This window comes from Hymenobacter aranciens (assembly GCF_030580865.1).
Taxonomy (GTDB): Bacteria; Bacteroidota; Bacteroidia; order Cytophagales; family Hymenobacteraceae; genus Hymenobacter; species Hymenobacter aranciens.
In genome coordinates, this window is the sequence record NZ_JAUQSY010000002.1 from 84,547 (window position 1) to 102,151 (window position 17,605).

Below are 17,605 nucleotides of genomic sequence, written 5' to 3' on the forward strand. Positions count from 1 at the left end.
AACTCAAAACTCATAATTGCCTTCTTACCATTTAATCAGCGCCGAGGCCCAGGTGAAGCCAGAGCCGAAGGCAGCCAGGCAAATCAGGTCGCCGCGCTTTACCCGGCCTTCCTGCACGGCTTCGCTCAGGGCCAGGGGGATGCTGGCGGCGGTGGTGTTGCCGTAGCGCTGGATGTTGCTGAATACCTTGTTATCGCTGAGGCCCATTTTCTGCTGGACGTACTGGGTGATGCGCAGGTTGGCCTGGTGCGGGATAAGCAGGTCGATGTCCTCGGGCTGGTAGCCGTTTTGGTCGAGGGCTTCCTTGATAACCTGGGGGAAGCGCACGACGGCATTTTTGAACACGTTCTGGCCGTTCATGATGGGATGCAGGCCCGAGGGGTCGGCGGCGATGAGCATGGTGCGATTATCGCGGTTGGCACTGGGCTCGCGCAGCATCAGTTCTTCAGCAAATTCGCCTTGGGCGTGTAAATGGGTGCTTAGAATGCCGTGGCCCTCGCGGGTGCTGGGGCGCAACACAACAGCCCCTGCGCCGTCGCCAAAAATGACGGAAACGTTCCGGCCTTCGGGCGACTTATCGAGGCCCGAGGAATGGATTTCGGAGCCCACCACCAGCACCGTGTCGTACATGCCGGTTTTCACAAACTGGTCGGCCACCGACAGGGCGTAGATGAAGCCCGAGCACTGGTTGCGCACGTCGAGGGCGGGGGTGGTTTCCTTAATGCCGAGCTCGCGCTGCAACAATACGCCCGAGCCGGGAAAGAAATAGTCGGGCGAGAGCGTGGCAAACACGATGAGCTGCACCTCATCGGCCGATACGTCGGCCATCTCCAGGGCCTTGCGTGAGGCGTGGGCGGCCATGTTGGCGGTGGTGTCGGTGCCCTCGGTAAACCAGCGACGCTCCTGAATGCCGGTGCGTTCCTGAATCCAGGCGTCGGAAGTGTTCATGAGCGATTCCAGCTCGGTATTTTTCACCACGCGGCTGGGAACATAGTGACCGACGCCGGCAATTTCGGAATGACGCAGAGTGGCCATAGAATTTTGGGAGGGAAAATGGAGTGGGAAGTGAAGAGTCAGGAAGAGTACGAACCTGCCCGCCGCAACGGCCTGCAATGCCGGAATTATGTTCTGGCTTTGGCAAAACGGGGCGCAAAGTTGGCAGCTTAAAAAATAGAATCCAGCAAACGCCACAATTTTTTGCCCTCCGAGGCCCAGAGCGCTTCCTTGGGTAGCCCGTTGGGGTAGAAATGGGTGCCGTCGAAATGGGCTTGCATCTTAGCAGCGGCATGCGCGCCACCCAGGCCATCGGCCAGTTCGATTAACAGCCCTGCTTTGTGTAGTGCTATCGCATCATACCACAGTTGGTTAGGTGGAATGAGCATTGGTAGTCCATGCGCGAGATACTCAAACAGTTTCGTTGGCCGACACCGTTCCGTGCTGGGGTGCGGTTGGTAAGCGAGCAACCCCACGTGGCTGCGTTCGATTTCAGCCACGATAGCAGCGTGGGGCACCGGTTCCGCACCGCCAATGAGCGTAAACAGCTCTGGGCGTTGATTCACCGCTTCTTGCAACTGCTGAAGCAATTCCGGCTGCTGGCAAAACCCAATAATTGTGCAGTGGACCCCGCTTGGCCAGACAGCCGCCAGCGCCCGCGTGAACGCCACAGCCTCCCACACACCGTTGAGCGCCGAAATAGTGCCGGAAAACAGTAGCCGTAGCGGCTCGTGCGGCGCCGGATGCGGGCGCGGCTGGGTGGGTAAGGTTTCGCCAGGAGCAGGCTGGTATTTGTTTTCCAGAATAGCGACGCGCTCTGGCGGCAACTCCTGCAGAAACGGCAGTTCCTCGGCGTAGCTTTCCTCGGCCAGCAGCAGGCCGCTAGCGCGCCGGGCTGCCCAGGTTTCGATGCGGCGCAGGCCCGCCGCCAGCCAGCGCCGCACGAGGCCTTGGTACACGCCCTGGGTGGCGATGTTCAGCGCGTAGTTTTCGCGGATATCGTAGAGAAATTTTCGGCCGTGGCCCAGCCGCTGCCAGAGCAGCGTGAGCGGCAGCAGTTCCGGGGCGTGCACAATCACCAAATCAGGCCGTAGGCGGCGCAGCAGCTGCCAGTAGCGCCATTGCGCGGCCAGCCGGGCAAGGCTGGTACGGGTGCCGGCGAAAATGGAATGCTGGTGAACACCGGGTGTTGCCGTCGTCGAGCAAGCCTGACGGCCAGCTACGTGCACCGTAGTGCCCGGCCGCTCGCGCAGGGTTTCGGCAAACTTGCCCCGCATACGGGTATCGTCAACGGGCTTCAGAACCGAAGCCAGCAAAACCACAAAAGAAGACGGAGCAGCGCCGGACACAACCCAAAGATGGTAGTTTTGGGAAGAATTTCACGATGCTGCCTAACCCGGCCAGCTAAAGCTTACCTCACATCCTATGGCCGACTACGCCAACCTCCAGCCCCTCATCGAAGCCGCCTGGGCCGACCGCGCCCTGCTGCAACACGCCGATACCAAAGCGGCCATCGACGCCGTCATCGAAGCCCTCGACAAGGGCCAGCTGCGCGTGGCCGAGCCGCCGCAGGACCGCACCAACGAGTGGCAGGTGAATGACTGGGTAAAGAAGGCCGTCATTCTCTACTTCCCCATCCGCCAGATGAGCACCCAGGAAGTCGGCCCCTTCGAGTACCACGACAAGATGGCCCTCAAAACCGACTACGCCGGCCAGCAGGTGCGCGTGGTGCCGCCCGCCGTGGCCCGCTACGGCGCCTACCTGGCCCCCGGCGTCATCCTGATGCCCAGCTACACCAACATCGGCGCCTACGTGGGCGAGGGCACCATGGTGGACACCTGGGCCACCGTGGGCTCCTGCGCCCAGATTGGCAAAGGCGTGCACCTGAGCGGCGGCGTGGGCATCGGCGGCGTGCTGGAGCCCGTGCAGGCCGCCCCCGTCATCATCGAGGATGGCGCCTTCATCGGCTCGCGCAGCATCCTGGTGGAGGGTTGCCGCATCGGCCATGAGGCCGTCATTGGGGCAGGCGTCACCATCACCGGCAGCACCAAAATCATCGACGTGACCGGCGCCGAGCCCAAGGAATACAAAGGCTACGTGCCGCCGCGCTCGGTGGTCATTCCGGGCTCCATCGCCAAGCAGTTTCCGGCGGGCGAGTACCAGGTGCCCTGCGCGTTCATCATCGGCCAGCGCAAGCCGAGCACGGATTTGAAGACCTCGTTGAACGACGCGCTGCGCGATTTTGGGGTGAGCGTTTAGGTGAGCGTTTAAACATTATCTTTTACTTCAATGGAAGCCCCTCCTGTATCTGTCCGGGCCAAGCGCGGCTGCCTGTGGTATTTAGGTGTCGCCATTGCTGGGGCCTTCGGGTTATTGGCTTTACTCATCGCGGCCTATATCTTCTCTCCCGATGAGCCTGGTCAACATTCCATCGTGGTTTCGGCCGACGACCAAACCTATTTGGAAGCTGAGACTACAAACCATGGGGAGGGGTTTCTGGATGGTTACGATTGGCTGGAGATTTACTATGTTCGTCGCGGCTGGTTTGGTAATAAGCGGGTGCAAGTGTATAATTTCCCCCATCAAAGTAGTTACGGTATTGGCTTCCGCCGCCGCATAGACAGCAATGGGCTGATACGGATTGAAATAAAACGTCCCGGCAACAATGCACAAATCCACATGGATGTTTATCAGGAGCTTTTTCGGAAAATGCAGTTGGCTCATCGTCATGAGGCGTGGCCGCCTGATAAAAGTGTCTTGCAAGCGCTCCAAGACAGCGTAAACGCTAAGGTCGCAGCCCTTGAAAAAGTGACGCCCATAGACAGCGTAATGGTCGCCGTTTTTATACCACCAGCTACTTTCCCTGAGAAATAAGGGGACTTCAACGGCAATGATTGCAGAAACCATCAAAAAAGCCCGCTAACCAGCGGGCTTTTTTGATGCTATTACCTTTGCCGTACCGCACGGTTTTTCCACCTCACCACACGGCTGCCCCTGAAAAGGTGAAGCCCTCGGTACTGGAATACCAAGGGCTTCGAAGAAGTAGGTGGAAAAGCACCTTTACTTCTCTGTCAGATGAGCAAGAAACGTGCGGCGAAGATACGACCCAAAGTCATTCTTCGTAAACCTATACCGCCGGAAGCTCCCAAAAGTTTCTGGTGGTGGCTGATGCTGGAAACGGTCAAAGTAGTACTTGCTACGGCGGCCCGGCACTGGTTCGGCTAAGGGGTTGGCAGGGGGCGGGGCCGGGAGGTCCGGCCCCCTGTTTTTACACCCCTGCCCGCAATTTCTCACCAAACAGCGCCTTCACCTTCTCCACCTTGGGCCGGGCCACAAACTGGCAGTAGGGCTCGTGCCCGTGCAGGTTGAAGTAGTTCTGGTGGTAGTCCTCGGCGGGGAAGAACTCCGGCATGGCCGTGATTTCCGTCACCACCGGGTTGGGGAAAGCCTGGTTGTCGTTCAGCTTCTTTTTCCACTCCTCGGCCAGGCGGTGCTGCTCCTCGTTATGGTAGTAAATCACCGAGCGGTACTGCGTGCCCGTGTCGGCGCCCTGACGGTTGAGGGTCGTGGGGTCGTGGGTTTTGAAGAGAATTTCGAGCAGTTCCTCGTAGCTGATGACGGCCGGGTCGAAGGTAATCTGGATGACTTCGGCGTGGCCGGTCATGCCGCTGCACACCTCGCGATACGTCGGGTTTTTAATGCGGCCCCCGGCGTAGCCCGAAACCACTTTCTCCACGCCCTTCAAGTTCTGAAACACGGCTTCGACGCACCAGAAGCAGCCGGCCCCAAAGGTTGCTAATTCCATAAAATCGCAGCGATTACGCTGATGTTTTGATGCTCGCCGAACTGTTCGGGGAGCTGTCGGAATAACGCAAAAACAGGCCCCAGTGTTCAATAAGTAACAGTACGTGCGTACTAGGGCCTATATCGTCGCGAAACAGGCATGGTACGCGCGTACCACGGTCTGCACCCTCGCGAAACGGGCATGGTACGTGCGTACAGCGGCCTGCGCCGTTGCGAAACGAGCATGGTACGCGCGTACCATCACCCGTCCGGCACCGAAAAGGCCTCGGTACGGACGTACCGAGGCCTTTATCGTTTTTAGAAAGCGCGACGCTTACTTCCGCAGCCGCTCGGCCACCACCAGCTCCTTCGAGCCGGGCGTGTGCTGGTAGAAGCCCTCGCCCGACTTCACGCCCAGGCGGCCGGCCGTCACCATGTTCACCAGCAGGGGGCAGGGTGCGTACTTGGGGTTGCCCAGGCCCTCGTGCAGCACTCGCAGGATGGCCAGGCACACGTCGAGGCCGATGAAATCGGCCAGCTGCAGCGGGCCCATTGGGTGGGCCATGCCCAGCTTCATCACCGTATCGATTTCCTCCACGCCGGCCACGCCCTCGTGCAGCGTGATAATGGCCTCGTTAATCATCGGCATCAGGATGCGGTTGGCCACGAAGCCGGGGTAGTCGTTCACCTCGGTGGGCGTTTTGCCCAGCTGGCGCGAGAGGTCCATCACCCGCGCCGTCACCTCATCGGAGGTAGCGTAGCCGCGAATCACCTCCACCAGCTTCATCACCGGCACCGGGTTCATGAAGTGCATGCCAATCACTTGCGCCGGGCGCTTGGTCACGGCCGCGATTTTGGTGATGGAAATCGACGAGGTATTCGAGGCCAGGATGGCGCCGGCGGGCGCGTGCTGGTCGAGCTCGCGGAAGATTTGCAGCTTCAGGTCCACGTTTTCGGTGGCGGCCTCTACTACCAATTCGGCCTGGGCCACGCCCTCGGCAATGGAGGTGAAGGTGCGCAGGCGGCCCAGGGTGGCGGTTTTGTCGTCCTCCGTGAGAGTGGCTTTGGCCACCTGGCGGTCGAGGTTTTTGGTAATCGTGCCCAGCGCCCGGTCGAGGGCGTCCTGCTTAATATCAATCAGGGCCACGGCAAACCCGTGCTGCGCGAAAACGTGGGCAATGCCATTGCCCATCGTGCCCGAGCCAATAACGGCAACGTTCATCATCGGAAAAGAAACGGAAGAAAAGGGTGGGAGAAAACTCACTGCAAAGCTACGCCCGGCCTCGCCCGCGCCCGGCTTCCAAAAATATTTTTCCCGATTTATTATCCTTTTTTTCGGGGCTCCGTACAATGGCTCAGGTAGCACAAGCTGCTTATCCTTTCCTTCCTCACCCTTCTAAATTTCTTTTCAGCCATGGGCAATCTGTTGTATCTCATCGCCGTCGTTCTCGTCATCATCTGGGCCATTAGCTTCTTCGGAGGTTTTGTTTCGGGCGGCATCATCCACACTCTGCTGGTTATCGCCATCATTGCCGTCCTGCTCCGCGTCATTAGCGGACGAAGCGCAGTCTAAATCCGACCCGTCAAGGGTTTCCTAAAAAGCACAAAAAACCCGCTCCGTATGCAACGGAGCGGGTTTTTTGTGTCTGGCAAGCTGATTTAGCGGCCCAGGTTAAACAGGAAATTTATCCGAATAACCGGGTTGCTGTAAATTGAGTTGATACCGCTATTAAAGTTATACAGTCCCAGGATGTCTACTGCTGCTCGTTCGCCCAGTTGTGAACGGTAGCCAATGCCCAGAAGGGGCGTAGAGAAATTTCGTTGCGTCTTACCAATGTAATAGCCGTTAGCATCGAAAGTAGGAAGTTCCGCACGGGTTACTTCATACTCAGCGTGAGCCAGAAATTCCTGGTAAACGATATACTGCGCGAACGCTTTCACGCCAAAATTGCTGAATGATAAGTTCGCAGTACCAGGGTCGTCCGAACCGTAATTGTTATAGGTATAAGAAAGCCCCGGACCGATGGCAAACTTGTCCGTTACCCGGTAGCCCAGAGCCGGCGAGATACTGGCGTTGAACTGTGAATACCCCGCGTAGCTCGAATACCCCAGCCCGAAGCCCGAGTAGATAAACAGCTTGCGCATAACTTCCTGATTGCCGCTGCTGCCGCCAGCCTGTTTGACGTCGCGGTCGCTGGGCAGCTCCAGGCCCGAGGGGCTGCTGGATGTGGGCTGCGGGGCAGGGGTAGGAGCGGGTTCCACGGGGGCGGGCACGGCGGGCGTGGGCTCTACGGGCGGGCGTGGCACGGGCGGGGGGCTGCCAGGAGGCGCGGTGTTCAGCGTCGGCTTGTCCTGGGCCAGGGCCGTGCCGGCCGTGAGCAGCGCCGCCGTGGTCAGCAGCGCAAACAGTTGATTTTTCATGGAACGGGAGTCTGAACTAGGTGACCGAGAACAAGGAGGAAAAGTTGCCTTAGGCTTTCACGCCGTACATCTTCTGACGCTGGGCCTTGATGGTTTCATCGGCCAGATATTCCTCGTAGCTCATGCGCCGGTCGATGATGCCGCGGGGCGTCAGTTCAATAATTCGGTTGGCCACGGTATCGATAAACTGCAGGTCGTGGGAAGCAAACAGCAGCGCGCCGGGGTAGTCGCGCAGGGCATTATTGAGCGCCGTGATGCTTTCCAGGTCCAGGTGGTTCGTGGGGTCGTCGAGCACCTGCACGTTGCCGCCTTCCAGCATCATTTTCGACAGCATGCAGCGCACTTTCTCGCCCCCGCTCAGCACATTGGATTTCTTCTGTGACTCTTCGCCCGAAAACAGCATCCGGCCCAGCCAGCCGCGCACGAAGCTCTCGTCTTTCTCCACCGAGTACTGCCGCAGCCAGTCCACCAGGTTCAGCTCGCCCGACTGGAAGTACTTGTTGTTTTCCTTCGGGAAGTAGCTGGGCGTGATGGTCGTGCCCCACTTGTACTCACCGGTAGCCGGCGTGGCCTCCTCAAACAGCACGTCGAAAAACAGCGAAGCCGCCCGGTCGTCGCGCCCCACGATGGCCACCTTATCGCCCTTATCCAGCGCAAACGACACATCCTTGAACACGTACTCACCATCCACCTTAGCGCTGAGGTTGTCCACGCTCAGCAGCTGGTTGCCCGGCTCGCGCTCGGCCTTGAAAGCGATGTACGGGTAGCGGCGCGACGAGGGTTTGATTTCCTCCAGCGTCAGCTTTTGCAGCAGCTTCTGGCGGCTCGTGGCCTGCTTCGATTTCGAGGCGTTGGCCGAGAAGCGGCGCACAAACTCTTCGAGCTCCTTGCGCTTGTCCTCCGTTTTCTTGTTCACCTCCTGGCGCTGGCGCAAAGCCAGCTGGCTGCTCTCGTACCAGAACGAGTAGTTGCCGGGGTACATCGTGATTTTCGAGAAGTCCAAATCCGCCATGTAGTTACACACGGCGTCGAGGAAGTGGCGGTCGTGGCTCACCACAATCACGGTGTTCTCGAAGTTGTCGAGGAAGTTCTCCAGCCAGAGCACGCTCTCGGTGTCGAGGTTGTTGGTTGGTTCGTCGAGCAGCAGCACGTCGGGGTTGCCGAAGAGGGCCTGGGCCAGCAGCACGCGCACTTTTTCGCTCGCGCCGAGGTCCGACATCAGCGAATAGTGCTTATCCTCGGTGATGCCGAGGCCGGAGAGCAGCTCGGCCGCTTTGTATTCGGCGTCCCAGCCTTCCATATCGGCAAACTCGCTTTCGAGCACGCCCAGGCGCTCGCCGTCGGCGTCGGTGGCCGTGCCGGCGTCGTACTTGGCGTAGAGGGCGTCCTTCTCGGTCATCACGGCCGCCAGCTGCTGGTGGCCCTGGATAACGGTCTGGAGCACCAGCTGGTCGTCGTAGGCAAACTGGTTCTGCTTCAGCACGGCCAGGCGCTGGCCGGCGGGCATTTCCACCGAGCCCGTGTTGGGCTCAATCTCACCCGAAAGAATTTTCAAAAACGTGGACTTGCCCGCCCCGTTGGCCCCGATGAGGCCATACACGTTGCCGGGCAGGAATTTAACCGTTACGTCTTCAAACAATACGCGCTTGCCATAGCGCAGGCTCACATTGGAGGTCGAAATCATTCAACTAAACAACAAAAAGTACACAATAGGCGCAGCACACACCACCGGCTGCAAAATTACGCACAAACCAGCCCTCGCCCGCCACCAAAATAAACCCATTCCGCCTTCGGAAAGTGCCGCTAATACAACTCTCTGGCGCCACCCACAGTATAATAGGGCAGGAGCCGCTGCCCCGGCGCGGCTCCTTCACCTTCAAACCGCATTTCACTTATGGCTACCGCATCCACTTTCAACCCCACCCTGGTCAAATCTGAAAACCGCCCTTTCTCCCGCGTCACCGCCGAGGGCAACGGCGTGCGCTACGGCATCATGACGGCCGTGCCGATGATTGCCTACACGATTATTGCCTCCTTTGCTGGCTTCCTCGGCAACATCGAAGCCGGCGCGCTTAACGTGGTCATCACGATGGTCGGCGTGGTGCTGGCTATTCGCCACCTGCGCCAGCTGCACGGCAAGCGCCTGGGCTACCTGCACGGCTTCGGCACCGGTATTGTGACGGCCCTGGTGGCCTCGGTGCTGCTAGGCGCCTCGTTCTGGCTGCTGGGCGCCATCAGCCAGCAGGCCGTAGCCGATATCCGGGCCCGCGACCTCTTCGGCGCCGATATGGGCGTGCTCATCGGTGGCCTGGGTATCATCCTCATGGGCACGATGACGGGCGTCATTACCTCGCTCATTGCCATGCAGTACTACCGTACGCCGGATGAGGCACAGTCGATGACTGAACAAGACTAAGGCCGGCGCCAACCGCGTCAGCTTTCGAAAAGCCAGCCCTGCCCGGGGCTGGCTTTTTTTGGTTTAACGGGCGAAAAGTAAGGTTTAACAGGCTTGTGATTCTTTTGGTAGAATGTTGTAAGAAATGCAGAAGCAATGCGAACGGGCATCGTTGACAGAAGGTTAGTAAGGAGCAACCAACTTCCTTTTTATGCCCTTTCGTCCCACAAGACAAATTCAACTACTCACTATTTTACTCTGCGGTACCGTCCTGATTACCCAGGCCGAGCCCATCAAGCCTACCAGAAAGAAAGAAAAACCCCGCACGCACGCTTCGCCCCTTGTAGACAATGGCGCTGGCATGCAGCGCACCCGCGAAATGGAAAACCAGCTGGCGTTGTTCGAGCACCAGTTTATCAAAATTCTACCGCTCAACCGCGACCACCTCTCCCAACGCTCCCTGCTGGCGCAGCAGTACGAATCTGACGCCACGATGCGCGCCACCAAACTCGCCCAGCTCGATGCCAGCTACGAGCGTGCTTACCGCCAAGTGCTTACGCTGCGGCAGGCGATGCTGATGGAGCAGGCCCGGGCAGAAATAGCCCCCGACATGAACATGGGCTACTTTATGATGATGCACTTTTAGTAGCTTCGGTTCGTATCACCCAACGAGGCCACCGGCGTAAGTCGGTGGCCTTGTTGTTTAGAAAAGCTAGCGCGGGAGCGGGTCGGCCAGCACTTCCGTCACCGTGCCCAGCGGGCCGAAGCGCAGGCTGAGGCGCGGCGCCGCCGAGCGTAAGTGGCGGGCCTCGCACTGCGAGCCGCTGGCGAGGTAGTAGAAATACACTTTTTCGGTACCGGCGCGCAGCTCTTCCTCATCGGGGTGGCCCAGCAGGGCCGTTACGTCGTTGGCGCGGGCCTCGTAGAGTTGCTCCTTGTGTTGCAGTAAGTTGGCTAGCGTCGCGCCGCGCTGGTTGCGGCAGCCGTAGGGGTCGGCCCGCCAGGCGGTGGCGTCGAAGCCAGGAATCTGGGGTAGGGCGTGGCCGCAGCCAGTCAGCAGCATCGACACCAGTAAGAGGCTTGGCAGGCTGCGGCAAAAAGATAAATGAGGCATAATGAAACTCAAGGGGCGGCAACGCGGTTTGGCCCGCACCGCAAGTGGCGCAAGTGGCGGGAAAACGGCGAATAAGCCGTAAATTTGGCTTACACCGCCGCATGTGCGGGCAGGAAATAAATTTTACTCACGATTTACATACTCGATGGTGCGTACGAAATACTTTCTGTTGAGCAGCTTAACGTTGCTGGGCGTGGTCGGAAAAGTTAGCCGGGCGCAGGCGCAGAAAGTGCCCGCCGCCGCGCTGGCTGCCTTGCCCGCCGCCGCCCGTCAGGCCGTGTACCAAACCACTTTCGAGCAGCGCGCCGCGCAACTCTATGCCAAACTAAAGCTGGGCACGGCTGGCCTGTCGCTGGCAGTATTCCGGCAGGCGCTGGTGGGCTACTATAATTTGCAGCCGACCACCACGTACCGTGCTGCCATGCCCGTACTTACGCTCATCGACTTTGCCCGGCCCAGCGCCCTGAAACGCCTCTGGGTAATTGATATAGCCGCCGGCAAAGTATTATTTAATACCCTGGTAGCCCACGGCAAAAATTCAGGTGAAAACCTGCCGCTGGCTTTCTCCAATCAGAATGGCTCGGAGATGAGCAGCCTGGGGTTCTACCGCACCGCCTCTACTACTTACAACGGTAAACACGGCCTGTCGCTCAAGCTGGTAGGCCTCGACCCGGGGTTCAACACCAATGCCGAAAGCCGGGCCGTGGTGATGCACGGGGCCGAATATGTGTGCGAAGAGTTTGTGCGGCAGCACGGCCGGTTGGGCCGCAGCCAGGGGTGCCCGGCCCTGCCGGTGGCCGAAACGCCGGCCATTGTGCAGACCATCAAAGGAGGGAGCATTCTGTACCTGCACGGCCCAGCGCAGGCGGGCTACCACTCGCAGTGGCTCGATGAGAGCCGTGCCGTTGAGGCGTTTGCGCGGCAGGAAGGACTGCTGGTGAAGAATTAGAATTTGGTGATGGTAACCTGCCCCGTCGAAGCGCGTTAGAAGCGGAAATCATTTCCACTTTCGCCCTTCATCCCATGCGTGGCAACCTTCGTTACGTCATCGCCCTGCTGCTGGCAGGTTTCTCCTTTCTCACTTACTGGTGCCGCACCCAGAAAAACCCCGTGACTGGGGAAGAGCAGCACGTAAATATGACCGCCGAGCAGGAGGTGGCCCTCGGCCTGCAAGCCGCCCCCCAAATGGCGCGCCAGTACGGCGGCATCCACCCAGACCGGCAGGCGGGTGCCTCCATCGACCAGATTGGGCAGCAGATTGTGCAGGCTTCCGGTGCCAGCAACTCGCCCTATAAATTCAATTTTCACCTGTTGGCTGATGAGCAGACCATCAATGCCTTCGCGCTGCCGGGTGGGCAGGTGTTCATCACGGCCGGGCTGCTGAAGCATTTGAAATCCAAAGCCCAGGTGGCGGGGGTTCTGGCTCACGAAGTGGGGCACGTTATCGGCCGGCACTCGGCTGAGCAGCTGGCTAAGTCGCAGCTGACGCAGGGCCTGGCCGGTGCCGCTACCATTGCCTCCTACGACCCTGACCGGCCCGGCGGCACCGTGGCCAGTGCCGCTGTGGCTGCTGCCATTGCCAAAGTAGTAAGCCTGCGCTTCGGCCGGGAAGATGAGCTTGATGCCGACCGGCAGGCCGTGAAATACACCGGCGCCGCCGGCTACGACCCCCGCGCCATGATTGAGGTAATGAAAATCCTGGAGCAGCAGGGTGGTCGCAGCGGTGGCCCTGAATTTTTGCAAACCCATCCCAACCCCGGTAACCGCATCGGTGTGCTGGAGGAGGAAATCCAGAAGGATTATCCAAATGGGGTGCCGGCTAACCTGAACCAATAAAGCCCGCAGATGCAAACGGATTCAACGAATTGAATGGACAAGCCTGCTGCCCAGGCTGGCTATCTGGTTTCTGAATAATAGCAAAAGGCCGCTAGTAGCTAGCGGCCTTTTGCTATTATTGTTATCGTAGGTCAGCCGGTCACAGAGCGTCAGCCTGCGCAGCAGGCGTATCCGTCCAATTCATAATTCATTGAGTCCGTTTACATCTGCGGTCCTAGAAGGAGGGCGGCTGCAGATTCTTGAAATGCCCGTTCAGCCGTACGCGGTCCTTGAGCCGCTCGGTTTCGAGCACTACCGGCAGAATGGACTCCAGATGCTCACGCACAATGTGCTGACGTTCCTGCTCGCTGGTGGTGGCCAGTAGCTGGTATTCCTGCTCCGTATTGAGGCCGATGTGATGGGCCACGTCGAAAATCTGGTAGTCTGGCGCCAGTTCCAGCAGCAGCTTGCGCAGGCCCAGCGCCTCGTAAAGCTGGCGCACCTGCGTGGTGATGAGAGTGCGCAGTGCGGGGTCGGCTTCATTATCCTGCGGCAGGTCTTCGACTTGGCCAGCGGCGTAGAGCTTGCCCGGGGCTTCGCGCATAAACTTGTTGATGCGAAAAGTCTTCAGCGCCTGAGTGCGGATGTCCAACTCGCCGCCGGGGTACGTTTTGTCGATGTTCAGCAGGCGCATTTCGGTGCCGATTTCACCCAGCGTATTGTCCAGAAAAGGCGGAATGCCAAAGGTGATGCCTTGCTCCGTACACTCGCGGATGAGCTGGCGGTAGCGCGGCTCGAAGATGTGCAGGTTCAGTTTTTCGCCCGGAAAAACGACTAGATTTAAAGGAAACAGGGGAAGAAGGCGCATGTCGGCGGCTTAGCGTGGAGCTTCCCCAGCGGGGCATACGCAAAGTAACGTAGTTTGCGTTAGGAAGGCTTTCGCCCGCGTCAACTTTAATGAACTACGCTCATAAAACGTATGGATTGGCGGCGTTGCTGGCCGTAGGAACAGGGCAGGGGGCACAGGCGCAAGTCTCAGCTCCACGGGCCGTTCCGCGCTGGTATCTGAGTGCCCAGCTGTTTCACCAAAAATTCAAAGGTCTGGAGCGTACACCTACGCTCGATGGGCTTGACTGGGCCGTATTTACCGGCCCGGTGCTGCGGGGCGGCTGGCAGCTAAACTCCCGCACCGCCCTGGAAATAGGGGTGGGGGGCAGCTGGCCCGGCTGGCGCAGCATGTATCATAACGAAAACTTTCCCCCAGGCTTAACCTGGGAAGTGCGGCATCGCTACCTCTACGTGCCGGTGCATATCAGCCGCCAGCTACTTGGCGGAAGCAGCCGCTGGCAGTTAATCGCCACCTTGGGCCTCAGCTACGTACAGCAACTTTCCGAAGAGCGGCGACGGGATAGTAACGGTCAAGTCATCCCTGAGACTTATCCTTACCAATCCCTGCTTACCAGCCGCGACTTGCCACTACTGCTTGGGGCCGCATTAACCTACCGGCTGGCGCCGCGGTGGCAGCTTGGCTTGCAGGGGCAGGCCGCATGCTCGCCTCGCTTTCTGTTTGATGCAGGCGGTTATTTTGAAGAAGCGGTACCGGGTGGTGGAGGCGGATTGGAGCTGCGGTATGGATTTGGAGAAAGGTATTGACGTGGGCAGAAAGCAGCCTGCAACAGGGTTATCGCTAGCCTGATACCACAATGCAATGGCTGGTTCGGGTGTTATGGGAACAACCTCCGCCCATTTTTCGCTACTTTTGGCAACTTCCCGGACCGTGCCCGGTCCGCTGTAACCCGATTTGATTCTTCGATGAAGCTACTTCCCCGGCTGGCACTGGCTGCCGCCCTCAGCGCCGCGGCCCCGGCGGCGGCCCTGGCCCAGCAAACCCAGGTGTTCGCCTCCGATGAGCGGCATTTTCAGGAAGGCCTTGAGCTGTTCGACCGGCAGCAGTACGGCGCCGCCCAAACGGCCTTCCGCCAGTACCTTGATATCGAGCCCCGCCGCGCCGGGCAGGGCGGCCCCGCCGCTCGCGACCGCACCGCCGATGCCGAGTTCTACTACGCTCTCAGCGGCCTCTACCTGCTGCATCCCGATGCTGAGGGGCTCATTCTCGACTTTGCCGAGCAGCACCCGGCACACCCGCGCTCGGCCGTGGCCTATTTTGAGCTGGGTAAGTTCTACTTCGACCAGAAGGACTACCCGCAGGCCATCCGCTACTTCCAGAAAGTGGCCCCGAACAACCTGACCAACGAGCAACGCGCCGAGTCGGATTTTAAGCTGGCTTACAGTTATTTCGAGCAGAAGGACTATGACAAGGCCCGGCTGCTGTTTGACCGCAACAAGCAGGCCCAGAGTGAATACCGCTACGCCAGCGCCTACTATGCCGGCTACCTGGCCTACCGCGCCGGGGAGTACGCCGCTGCGCGCACCGACCTCGGCGTAGCCGAGCAGAACGATGCCTATAAGGCGGTGGTACCAGCCGTGATGACCCAGATTTACTACAAGGAAGGGAATTACGACGGCCTCATCCGTTACGCCACTATAGCTCTGAAAAGCAACCCGCTTCCTCAGAACGCTGACGAAATTGAGTTACTGACGGGCGACGCTTTTTACCAGAAGCAGGACTACAAGCAGGCGGCCGAATATTTCGATAAATTCGTGGCCGCTCGCAAGGGTAAAATCGACCCGGCGCTGCAATACAAAATCGGTTTCGCCAACTACAAGCAGGGCGACTACAAAGGCGCCATTGCCAGCCTTAAGAACGTGGCCGTGCGCCGCGACTCGCTGGGGCAGAATGCCGCTTATCACCTCGGGCTGAGCTACCTGCAGAATAACCAGAAGCCCCAGGCCATTACGGCATTCGAAGCCGCCCGGCAAAGCACGCTCGAGAAAGGTATTGCTGAGAATGCCACCCTCAAGCTGGCCCAGGCGCAGTATGAGCAGGGCAATTTGCCGGAGGTCATCAATGTGCTGAAGGACTTCCAGAAGAAGTTTCCGCGCTCGAAGAATCAGCCCATCGTGGATGATTTGTTGAGCAATAGCTTCCTGGCTTCCACCGATTACCAGCAGGCCCTGACCTACCTCGAAGGCCTCGACGACCGTAGCGCCAAGCTCAGCGGTACCTTCCAGCGTATTGCTTATGCCCAGGCAGCCACGCTATACAACGACGGCAACTACACCGAGGCCCTGCCGCTGCTGGATAAGTCGCTGAAATACCCGGAGGACGACGCCTTGCGCGCTGCCGCCCAGGTGCTGACCGGCGAAATCTACAGTATCGGCCAGCGCTACCCGGATGCCATTACGGCGTACACTTCCGCCGCCCGCACTGCCCGGCAGGGCGGGGTTTCGGCTGAGGAAAAGGAGTTTGAGCAGCGCGCCCGCTACGGCTTGGGCTACGCCTACTACAATACCAAGGCGTATGACAAGGCCCAGCCGCAGTTCAAGGCCTTCCTGAACGACCCCAGCGCCAAGCCCGACGACCCAAATTATTACGATGCGACACTGCGCCTGGCCGATACCTACTACGTGGCCAAGGACTACAACTCGGCCCTGACGCAGTATGATAAGGTCATTCAGGCCAACGCTACTGACAAGGACTACGCTTACTTTCAAAAGGGACGCACGCTGGGCTTAATGGGCCGCCGCGAGGAAGCCACCTCCACCCTGAATGCCCTGCTCAAAGCCGCCCCCAACTCGCGCTACGCCGAGGAGGCCGTGTTTCAGCAGGCGCAGTTGGCTTTTGAGGCCGGCGACTACCAGCCGGCCGTGGATGGCTTCAGCCGTCTCATTGCCAACCGGCCCAACACGGCCCTACTGCCCCAGGCTCTGCAGAAGCGTGGCGTGGCCTACGCCAACCTGGAGCAGCACGACAAGGCAGTGCTTGATTTCCAGCGCGTGCTGGGCGAGTATCCGCGTAGCGAGGCCGCCGGGCAGGCCATCTATAGCCTGCAGGAAAGCCTGGCCGCGCTGGGCCGCACGGAAGAATTCGACGCCTCGCTGGCGAGCTTCAAACAGCTCAACCCCGACAGCAAAGCCACCGAAAGCGTGGAGTTTGAGGCGGCCAAGTCGCTGTACCTAGCCGAGAAATACCCGCAGGCTATTCTGCGCCTGGAGGCTTATTTGAAGCAATACCCCGACAACGCGCTGGGCGCGGATGCCCGCTATTACCTGGGTGATTCGTACCTGAAAACCGGCGATAAGCAGCAGGGCCTGACCCGCCTGCGTGCCGTAGTGACGGAGAACAAGAGCGAATACGTGAACCGGGCCGTGGGCCGGGTGGCCGATTTGGAGTTCGAAAACCGCAGCTATGCCGAAGCTGCCAAGTTCTACGACCGCCTGCGCGGGGCCAGCAGCAACAAGCGCGAAATCGCTACTGCCACGCTGGGTCTGATGCGTAGCTACTACGAAAATGGCGACTTTGCCAAGGCCCGCGCGGCGGCCGAGGAGCTCAAAGGCCTGGCTGGCGCTACGGCCAGCGCCACCAATGCGGCGCTGCTCTACCTGGGCAAAGCTGATTACCGCCTCGGCAACCTGGAGCAGGCCGCTACCGAGCTGGCTACCGCGCTACAGGCGGCGCCTAGCGACGTGTATGGCGCCGAAGCCCAGTATTACATTGCTGAGGTGCTGTTCAAGCAGAAGAAGTACGACGAGGCCATCACCGAGGCGCTGAAAGTCAATACCAACTTCGCCAATTACACGCTCTGGCAGGGCAAAGCCTTCCTGCTGGTGGCCGATGTGTACGCCGCGCAGGGCGACAATTTCCAGGCCCGCGGCACGCTCAACTCGATTATCGACAACAACTTCCCGATTGCCGAAATCCTGGACGGCGCCCGCAAGCGCCTGGCTAGCCTGGGGGCCGATAAGGACGATGACGAGCCGGCTCCCGCGCCCACCAAAGCGCCGGGCAAAACGACTCCGCCGAAAACCACGCCGCCCGCCAAGGCGCCGGCCGACAAAACGACGCCCGCGCCCGCCCCGACCGGCGGTGCCAAGGCCCCGGCCAAAACGCCGGCTACCACGCCTACCCCGGCGCCCACCAAGCCCAAGGCGACGCCCGGCAAGAAGTAAATCGCCGGGCCGAT

The 17,605-nt window shown here is 59.6% G+C and carries 18 protein-coding genes; 10 read left to right on the forward strand and 8 right to left on the reverse strand.

The window, feature by feature from the left end:
- Positions 1-24: 24 nt before the first annotated feature.
- Both Q5H93_RS02510 and Q5H93_RS02515 read right to left on the reverse strand, forming a co-directional pair.
- The gene (locus Q5H93_RS02510; RefSeq protein ID WP_305004905.1) at positions 25-1,035 is read right to left on the reverse strand and encodes a 3-oxoacyl-ACP synthase III family protein; all 1,011 of its coding nucleotides are present in this window, start codon (positions 1,033-1,035) and stop codon (positions 25-27) included.
- A gap of 128 nt (positions 1,036-1,163) precedes the next feature.
- Positions 1,164-2,309, reverse strand: coding sequence for a glycosyltransferase (locus Q5H93_RS02515; protein ID WP_305004906.1), 1,146 nt, complete (start codon positions 2,307-2,309; stop codon positions 1,164-1,166).
- Between the two features lie 109 nt (positions 2,310-2,418).
- On the opposite strand from Q5H93_RS02515, the gene Q5H93_RS02520 reads away from it, so the two are divergent.
- From Q5H93_RS02520 to Q5H93_RS02530, 3 genes are all read left to right on the forward strand, one after another.
- Complete coding sequence (locus Q5H93_RS02520; RefSeq protein ID WP_305004907.1) at positions 2,419-3,252, forward strand: 2,3,4,5-tetrahydropyridine-2,6-dicarboxylate N-succinyltransferase; 834 nt, start codon at positions 2,419-2,421, stop codon at positions 3,250-3,252.
- A 30-nt stretch (positions 3,253-3,282) separates the two neighbouring features.
- Complete coding sequence (locus tag Q5H93_RS02525) at positions 3,283-3,867, forward strand: hypothetical protein (RefSeq protein ID WP_305004908.1); 585 nt, start codon at positions 3,283-3,285, stop codon at positions 3,865-3,867.
- 201 nt (positions 3,868-4,068) lie between these two features.
- The gene (locus Q5H93_RS02530; protein WP_305004909.1) at positions 4,069-4,218 is read left to right on the forward strand and encodes a hypothetical protein; all 150 of its coding nucleotides are present in this window, start codon (positions 4,069-4,071) and stop codon (positions 4,216-4,218) included.
- A gap of 43 nt (positions 4,219-4,261) precedes the next feature.
- Here the strand turns inward: Q5H93_RS02530 and msrA are convergent, their stop codons facing one another.
- Together msrA and Q5H93_RS02540 are read right to left on the reverse strand one after the other, a co-directional pair.
- On the reverse strand, positions 4,262-4,798 hold the full coding sequence (gene msrA, locus Q5H93_RS02535; protein ID WP_305004910.1) for a peptide-methionine (S)-S-oxide reductase MsrA: 537 nt from the start codon (positions 4,796-4,798) through the stop codon (positions 4,262-4,264).
- A gap of 312 nt (positions 4,799-5,110) precedes the next feature.
- Entirely contained in the window at positions 5,111-6,001 is an 891-nt protein-coding gene (locus Q5H93_RS02540) for a 3-hydroxyacyl-CoA dehydrogenase family protein (RefSeq protein WP_305004911.1), read from the reverse strand.
- A gap of 189 nt (positions 6,002-6,190) precedes the next feature.
- Between Q5H93_RS02540 and Q5H93_RS02545 the strand changes: the two genes are divergently transcribed.
- Positions 6,191-6,349, forward strand: coding sequence for a lmo0937 family membrane protein (locus tag Q5H93_RS02545; protein ID WP_305004912.1), 159 nt, complete (start codon positions 6,191-6,193; stop codon positions 6,347-6,349).
- A gap of 86 nt (positions 6,350-6,435) precedes the next feature.
- Here Q5H93_RS02545 and Q5H93_RS02550 read toward each other — a convergent pair whose 3' ends face one another.
- Together Q5H93_RS02550 and Q5H93_RS02555 are read right to left on the reverse strand one after the other, a co-directional pair.
- Entirely contained in the window at positions 6,436-7,197 is a 762-nt protein-coding gene (locus Q5H93_RS02550; protein ID WP_305004913.1) for a hypothetical protein, read from the reverse strand.
- 49 nt (positions 7,198-7,246) lie between these two features.
- Positions 7,247-8,881 carry an ABC-F family ATP-binding cassette domain-containing protein gene (locus tag Q5H93_RS02555; RefSeq protein WP_305004914.1) on the reverse strand — a complete coding sequence of 545 codons (1,635 nt, stop codon included), beginning with the start codon at positions 8,879-8,881 and terminating at the stop codon, positions 7,247-7,249.
- A 210-nt stretch (positions 8,882-9,091) separates the two neighbouring features.
- Between Q5H93_RS02555 and Q5H93_RS02560 the strand changes: the two genes are divergently transcribed.
- Both Q5H93_RS02560 and Q5H93_RS02565 read left to right on the forward strand, forming a co-directional pair.
- Positions 9,092-9,613 carry a DUF4199 domain-containing protein gene (locus tag Q5H93_RS02560; protein WP_305004915.1) on the forward strand — a complete coding sequence of 174 codons (522 nt, stop codon included), beginning with the start codon at positions 9,092-9,094 and terminating at the stop codon, positions 9,611-9,613.
- Positions 9,614-9,803: 190 nt separating this feature from the next.
- On the forward strand, positions 9,804-10,238 hold the full coding sequence (locus tag Q5H93_RS02565; RefSeq protein WP_305004916.1) for a hypothetical protein: 435 nt from the start codon (positions 9,804-9,806) through the stop codon (positions 10,236-10,238).
- A 66-nt stretch (positions 10,239-10,304) separates the two neighbouring features.
- Here the strand turns inward: Q5H93_RS02565 and Q5H93_RS02570 are convergent, their stop codons facing one another.
- Positions 10,305-10,706 carry a hypothetical protein gene (locus tag Q5H93_RS02570; RefSeq protein ID WP_305004917.1) on the reverse strand — a complete coding sequence of 134 codons (402 nt, stop codon included), beginning with the start codon at positions 10,704-10,706 and terminating at the stop codon, positions 10,305-10,307.
- A 145-nt stretch (positions 10,707-10,851) separates the two neighbouring features.
- Between Q5H93_RS02570 and Q5H93_RS02575 the strand changes: the two genes are divergently transcribed.
- Together Q5H93_RS02575 and Q5H93_RS02580 are read left to right on the forward strand one after the other, a co-directional pair.
- A complete protein-coding gene (locus Q5H93_RS02575) occupies positions 10,852-11,655 on the forward strand; it encodes a murein L,D-transpeptidase catalytic domain family protein (protein WP_305004918.1) in 804 nt (267 codons plus the stop codon).
- 74 nt (positions 11,656-11,729) lie between these two features.
- Positions 11,730-12,542 (forward strand): M48 family metalloprotease, encoded by an 813-nt coding sequence (locus tag Q5H93_RS02580; protein WP_305004919.1) that lies wholly within the window; start codon positions 11,730-11,732, stop codon positions 12,540-12,542.
- Positions 12,543-12,756: 214 nt separating this feature from the next.
- Here Q5H93_RS02580 and Q5H93_RS02585 read toward each other — a convergent pair whose 3' ends face one another.
- The gene (locus Q5H93_RS02585) at positions 12,757-13,389 is read right to left on the reverse strand and encodes an LON peptidase substrate-binding domain-containing protein (RefSeq protein ID WP_305004920.1); all 633 of its coding nucleotides are present in this window, start codon (positions 13,387-13,389) and stop codon (positions 12,757-12,759) included.
- An 89-nt stretch (positions 13,390-13,478) separates the two neighbouring features.
- Between Q5H93_RS02585 and Q5H93_RS02590 the strand changes: the two genes are divergently transcribed.
- Positions 13,479-14,174: a hypothetical protein gene (locus Q5H93_RS02590; RefSeq protein WP_305004921.1), complete on the forward strand. Its 696-nt coding sequence runs from the start codon at positions 13,479-13,481 to the stop codon at positions 14,172-14,174.
- 159 nt (positions 14,175-14,333) lie between these two features.
- Positions 14,334-17,591, forward strand: a complete 3,258-nt coding sequence (locus Q5H93_RS02595) for a tetratricopeptide repeat protein (protein WP_305004922.1) — start codon at positions 14,334-14,336, stop codon at positions 17,589-17,591.
- The last annotated feature ends 14 nt before the right edge of the window (positions 17,592-17,605 follow it).

Coding starts and splice junctions, on each gene's coding strand:
- Q5H93_RS02540 (WP_305004911.1), bottom strand. CDS start 6,001: ATGATGAACGTTGCCGTTATTGGCTCGGGCACGATGGGCAATGGCATT.
- Q5H93_RS02520 (WP_305004907.1), top strand. CDS start 2,419: ATGGCCGACTACGCCAACCTCCAGCCCCTCATCGAAGCCGCCTGGGCC.
- msrA (WP_305004910.1), bottom strand. CDS start 4,798: ATGGAATTAGCAACCTTTGGGGCCGGCTGCTTCTGGTGCGTCGAAGCC.
- Q5H93_RS02565 (WP_305004916.1), top strand. CDS start 9,804: ATGCCCTTTCGTCCCACAAGACAAATTCAACTACTCACTATTTTACTC.
- Q5H93_RS02560 (WP_305004915.1), top strand. CDS start 9,092: ATGGCTACCGCATCCACTTTCAACCCCACCCTGGTCAAATCTGAAAAC.
- Q5H93_RS02550 (WP_305004913.1), bottom strand. CDS start 7,197: ATGAAAAATCAACTGTTTGCGCTGCTGACCACGGCGGCGCTGCTCACG.
- Q5H93_RS02590 (WP_305004921.1), top strand. CDS start 13,479: ATGAACTACGCTCATAAAACGTATGGATTGGCGGCGTTGCTGGCCGTA.
- Q5H93_RS02570 (WP_305004917.1), bottom strand. CDS start 10,706: ATGCCTCATTTATCTTTTTGCCGCAGCCTGCCAAGCCTCTTACTGGTG.
- Q5H93_RS02530 (WP_305004909.1), top strand. CDS start 4,069: ATGAGCAAGAAACGTGCGGCGAAGATACGACCCAAAGTCATTCTTCGT.
- Q5H93_RS02595 (WP_305004922.1), top strand. CDS start 14,334: ATGAAGCTACTTCCCCGGCTGGCACTGGCTGCCGCCCTCAGCGCCGCG.
- Q5H93_RS02580 (WP_305004919.1), top strand. CDS start 11,730: ATGCGTGGCAACCTTCGTTACGTCATCGCCCTGCTGCTGGCAGGTTTC.
- Q5H93_RS02585 (WP_305004920.1), bottom strand. CDS start 13,389: ATGCGCCTTCTTCCCCTGTTTCCTTTAAATCTAGTCGTTTTTCCGGGC.
- Q5H93_RS02525 (WP_305004908.1), top strand. CDS start 3,283: ATGGAAGCCCCTCCTGTATCTGTCCGGGCCAAGCGCGGCTGCCTGTGG.
- Q5H93_RS02510 (WP_305004905.1), bottom strand. CDS start 1,035: ATGGCCACTCTGCGTCATTCCGAAATTGCCGGCGTCGGTCACTATGTT.
- Q5H93_RS02575 (WP_305004918.1), top strand. CDS start 10,852: ATGGTGCGTACGAAATACTTTCTGTTGAGCAGCTTAACGTTGCTGGGC.
- Q5H93_RS02555 (WP_305004914.1), bottom strand. CDS start 8,881: ATGATTTCGACCTCCAATGTGAGCCTGCGCTATGGCAAGCGCGTATTG.
- Q5H93_RS02545 (WP_305004912.1), top strand. CDS start 6,191: ATGGGCAATCTGTTGTATCTCATCGCCGTCGTTCTCGTCATCATCTGG.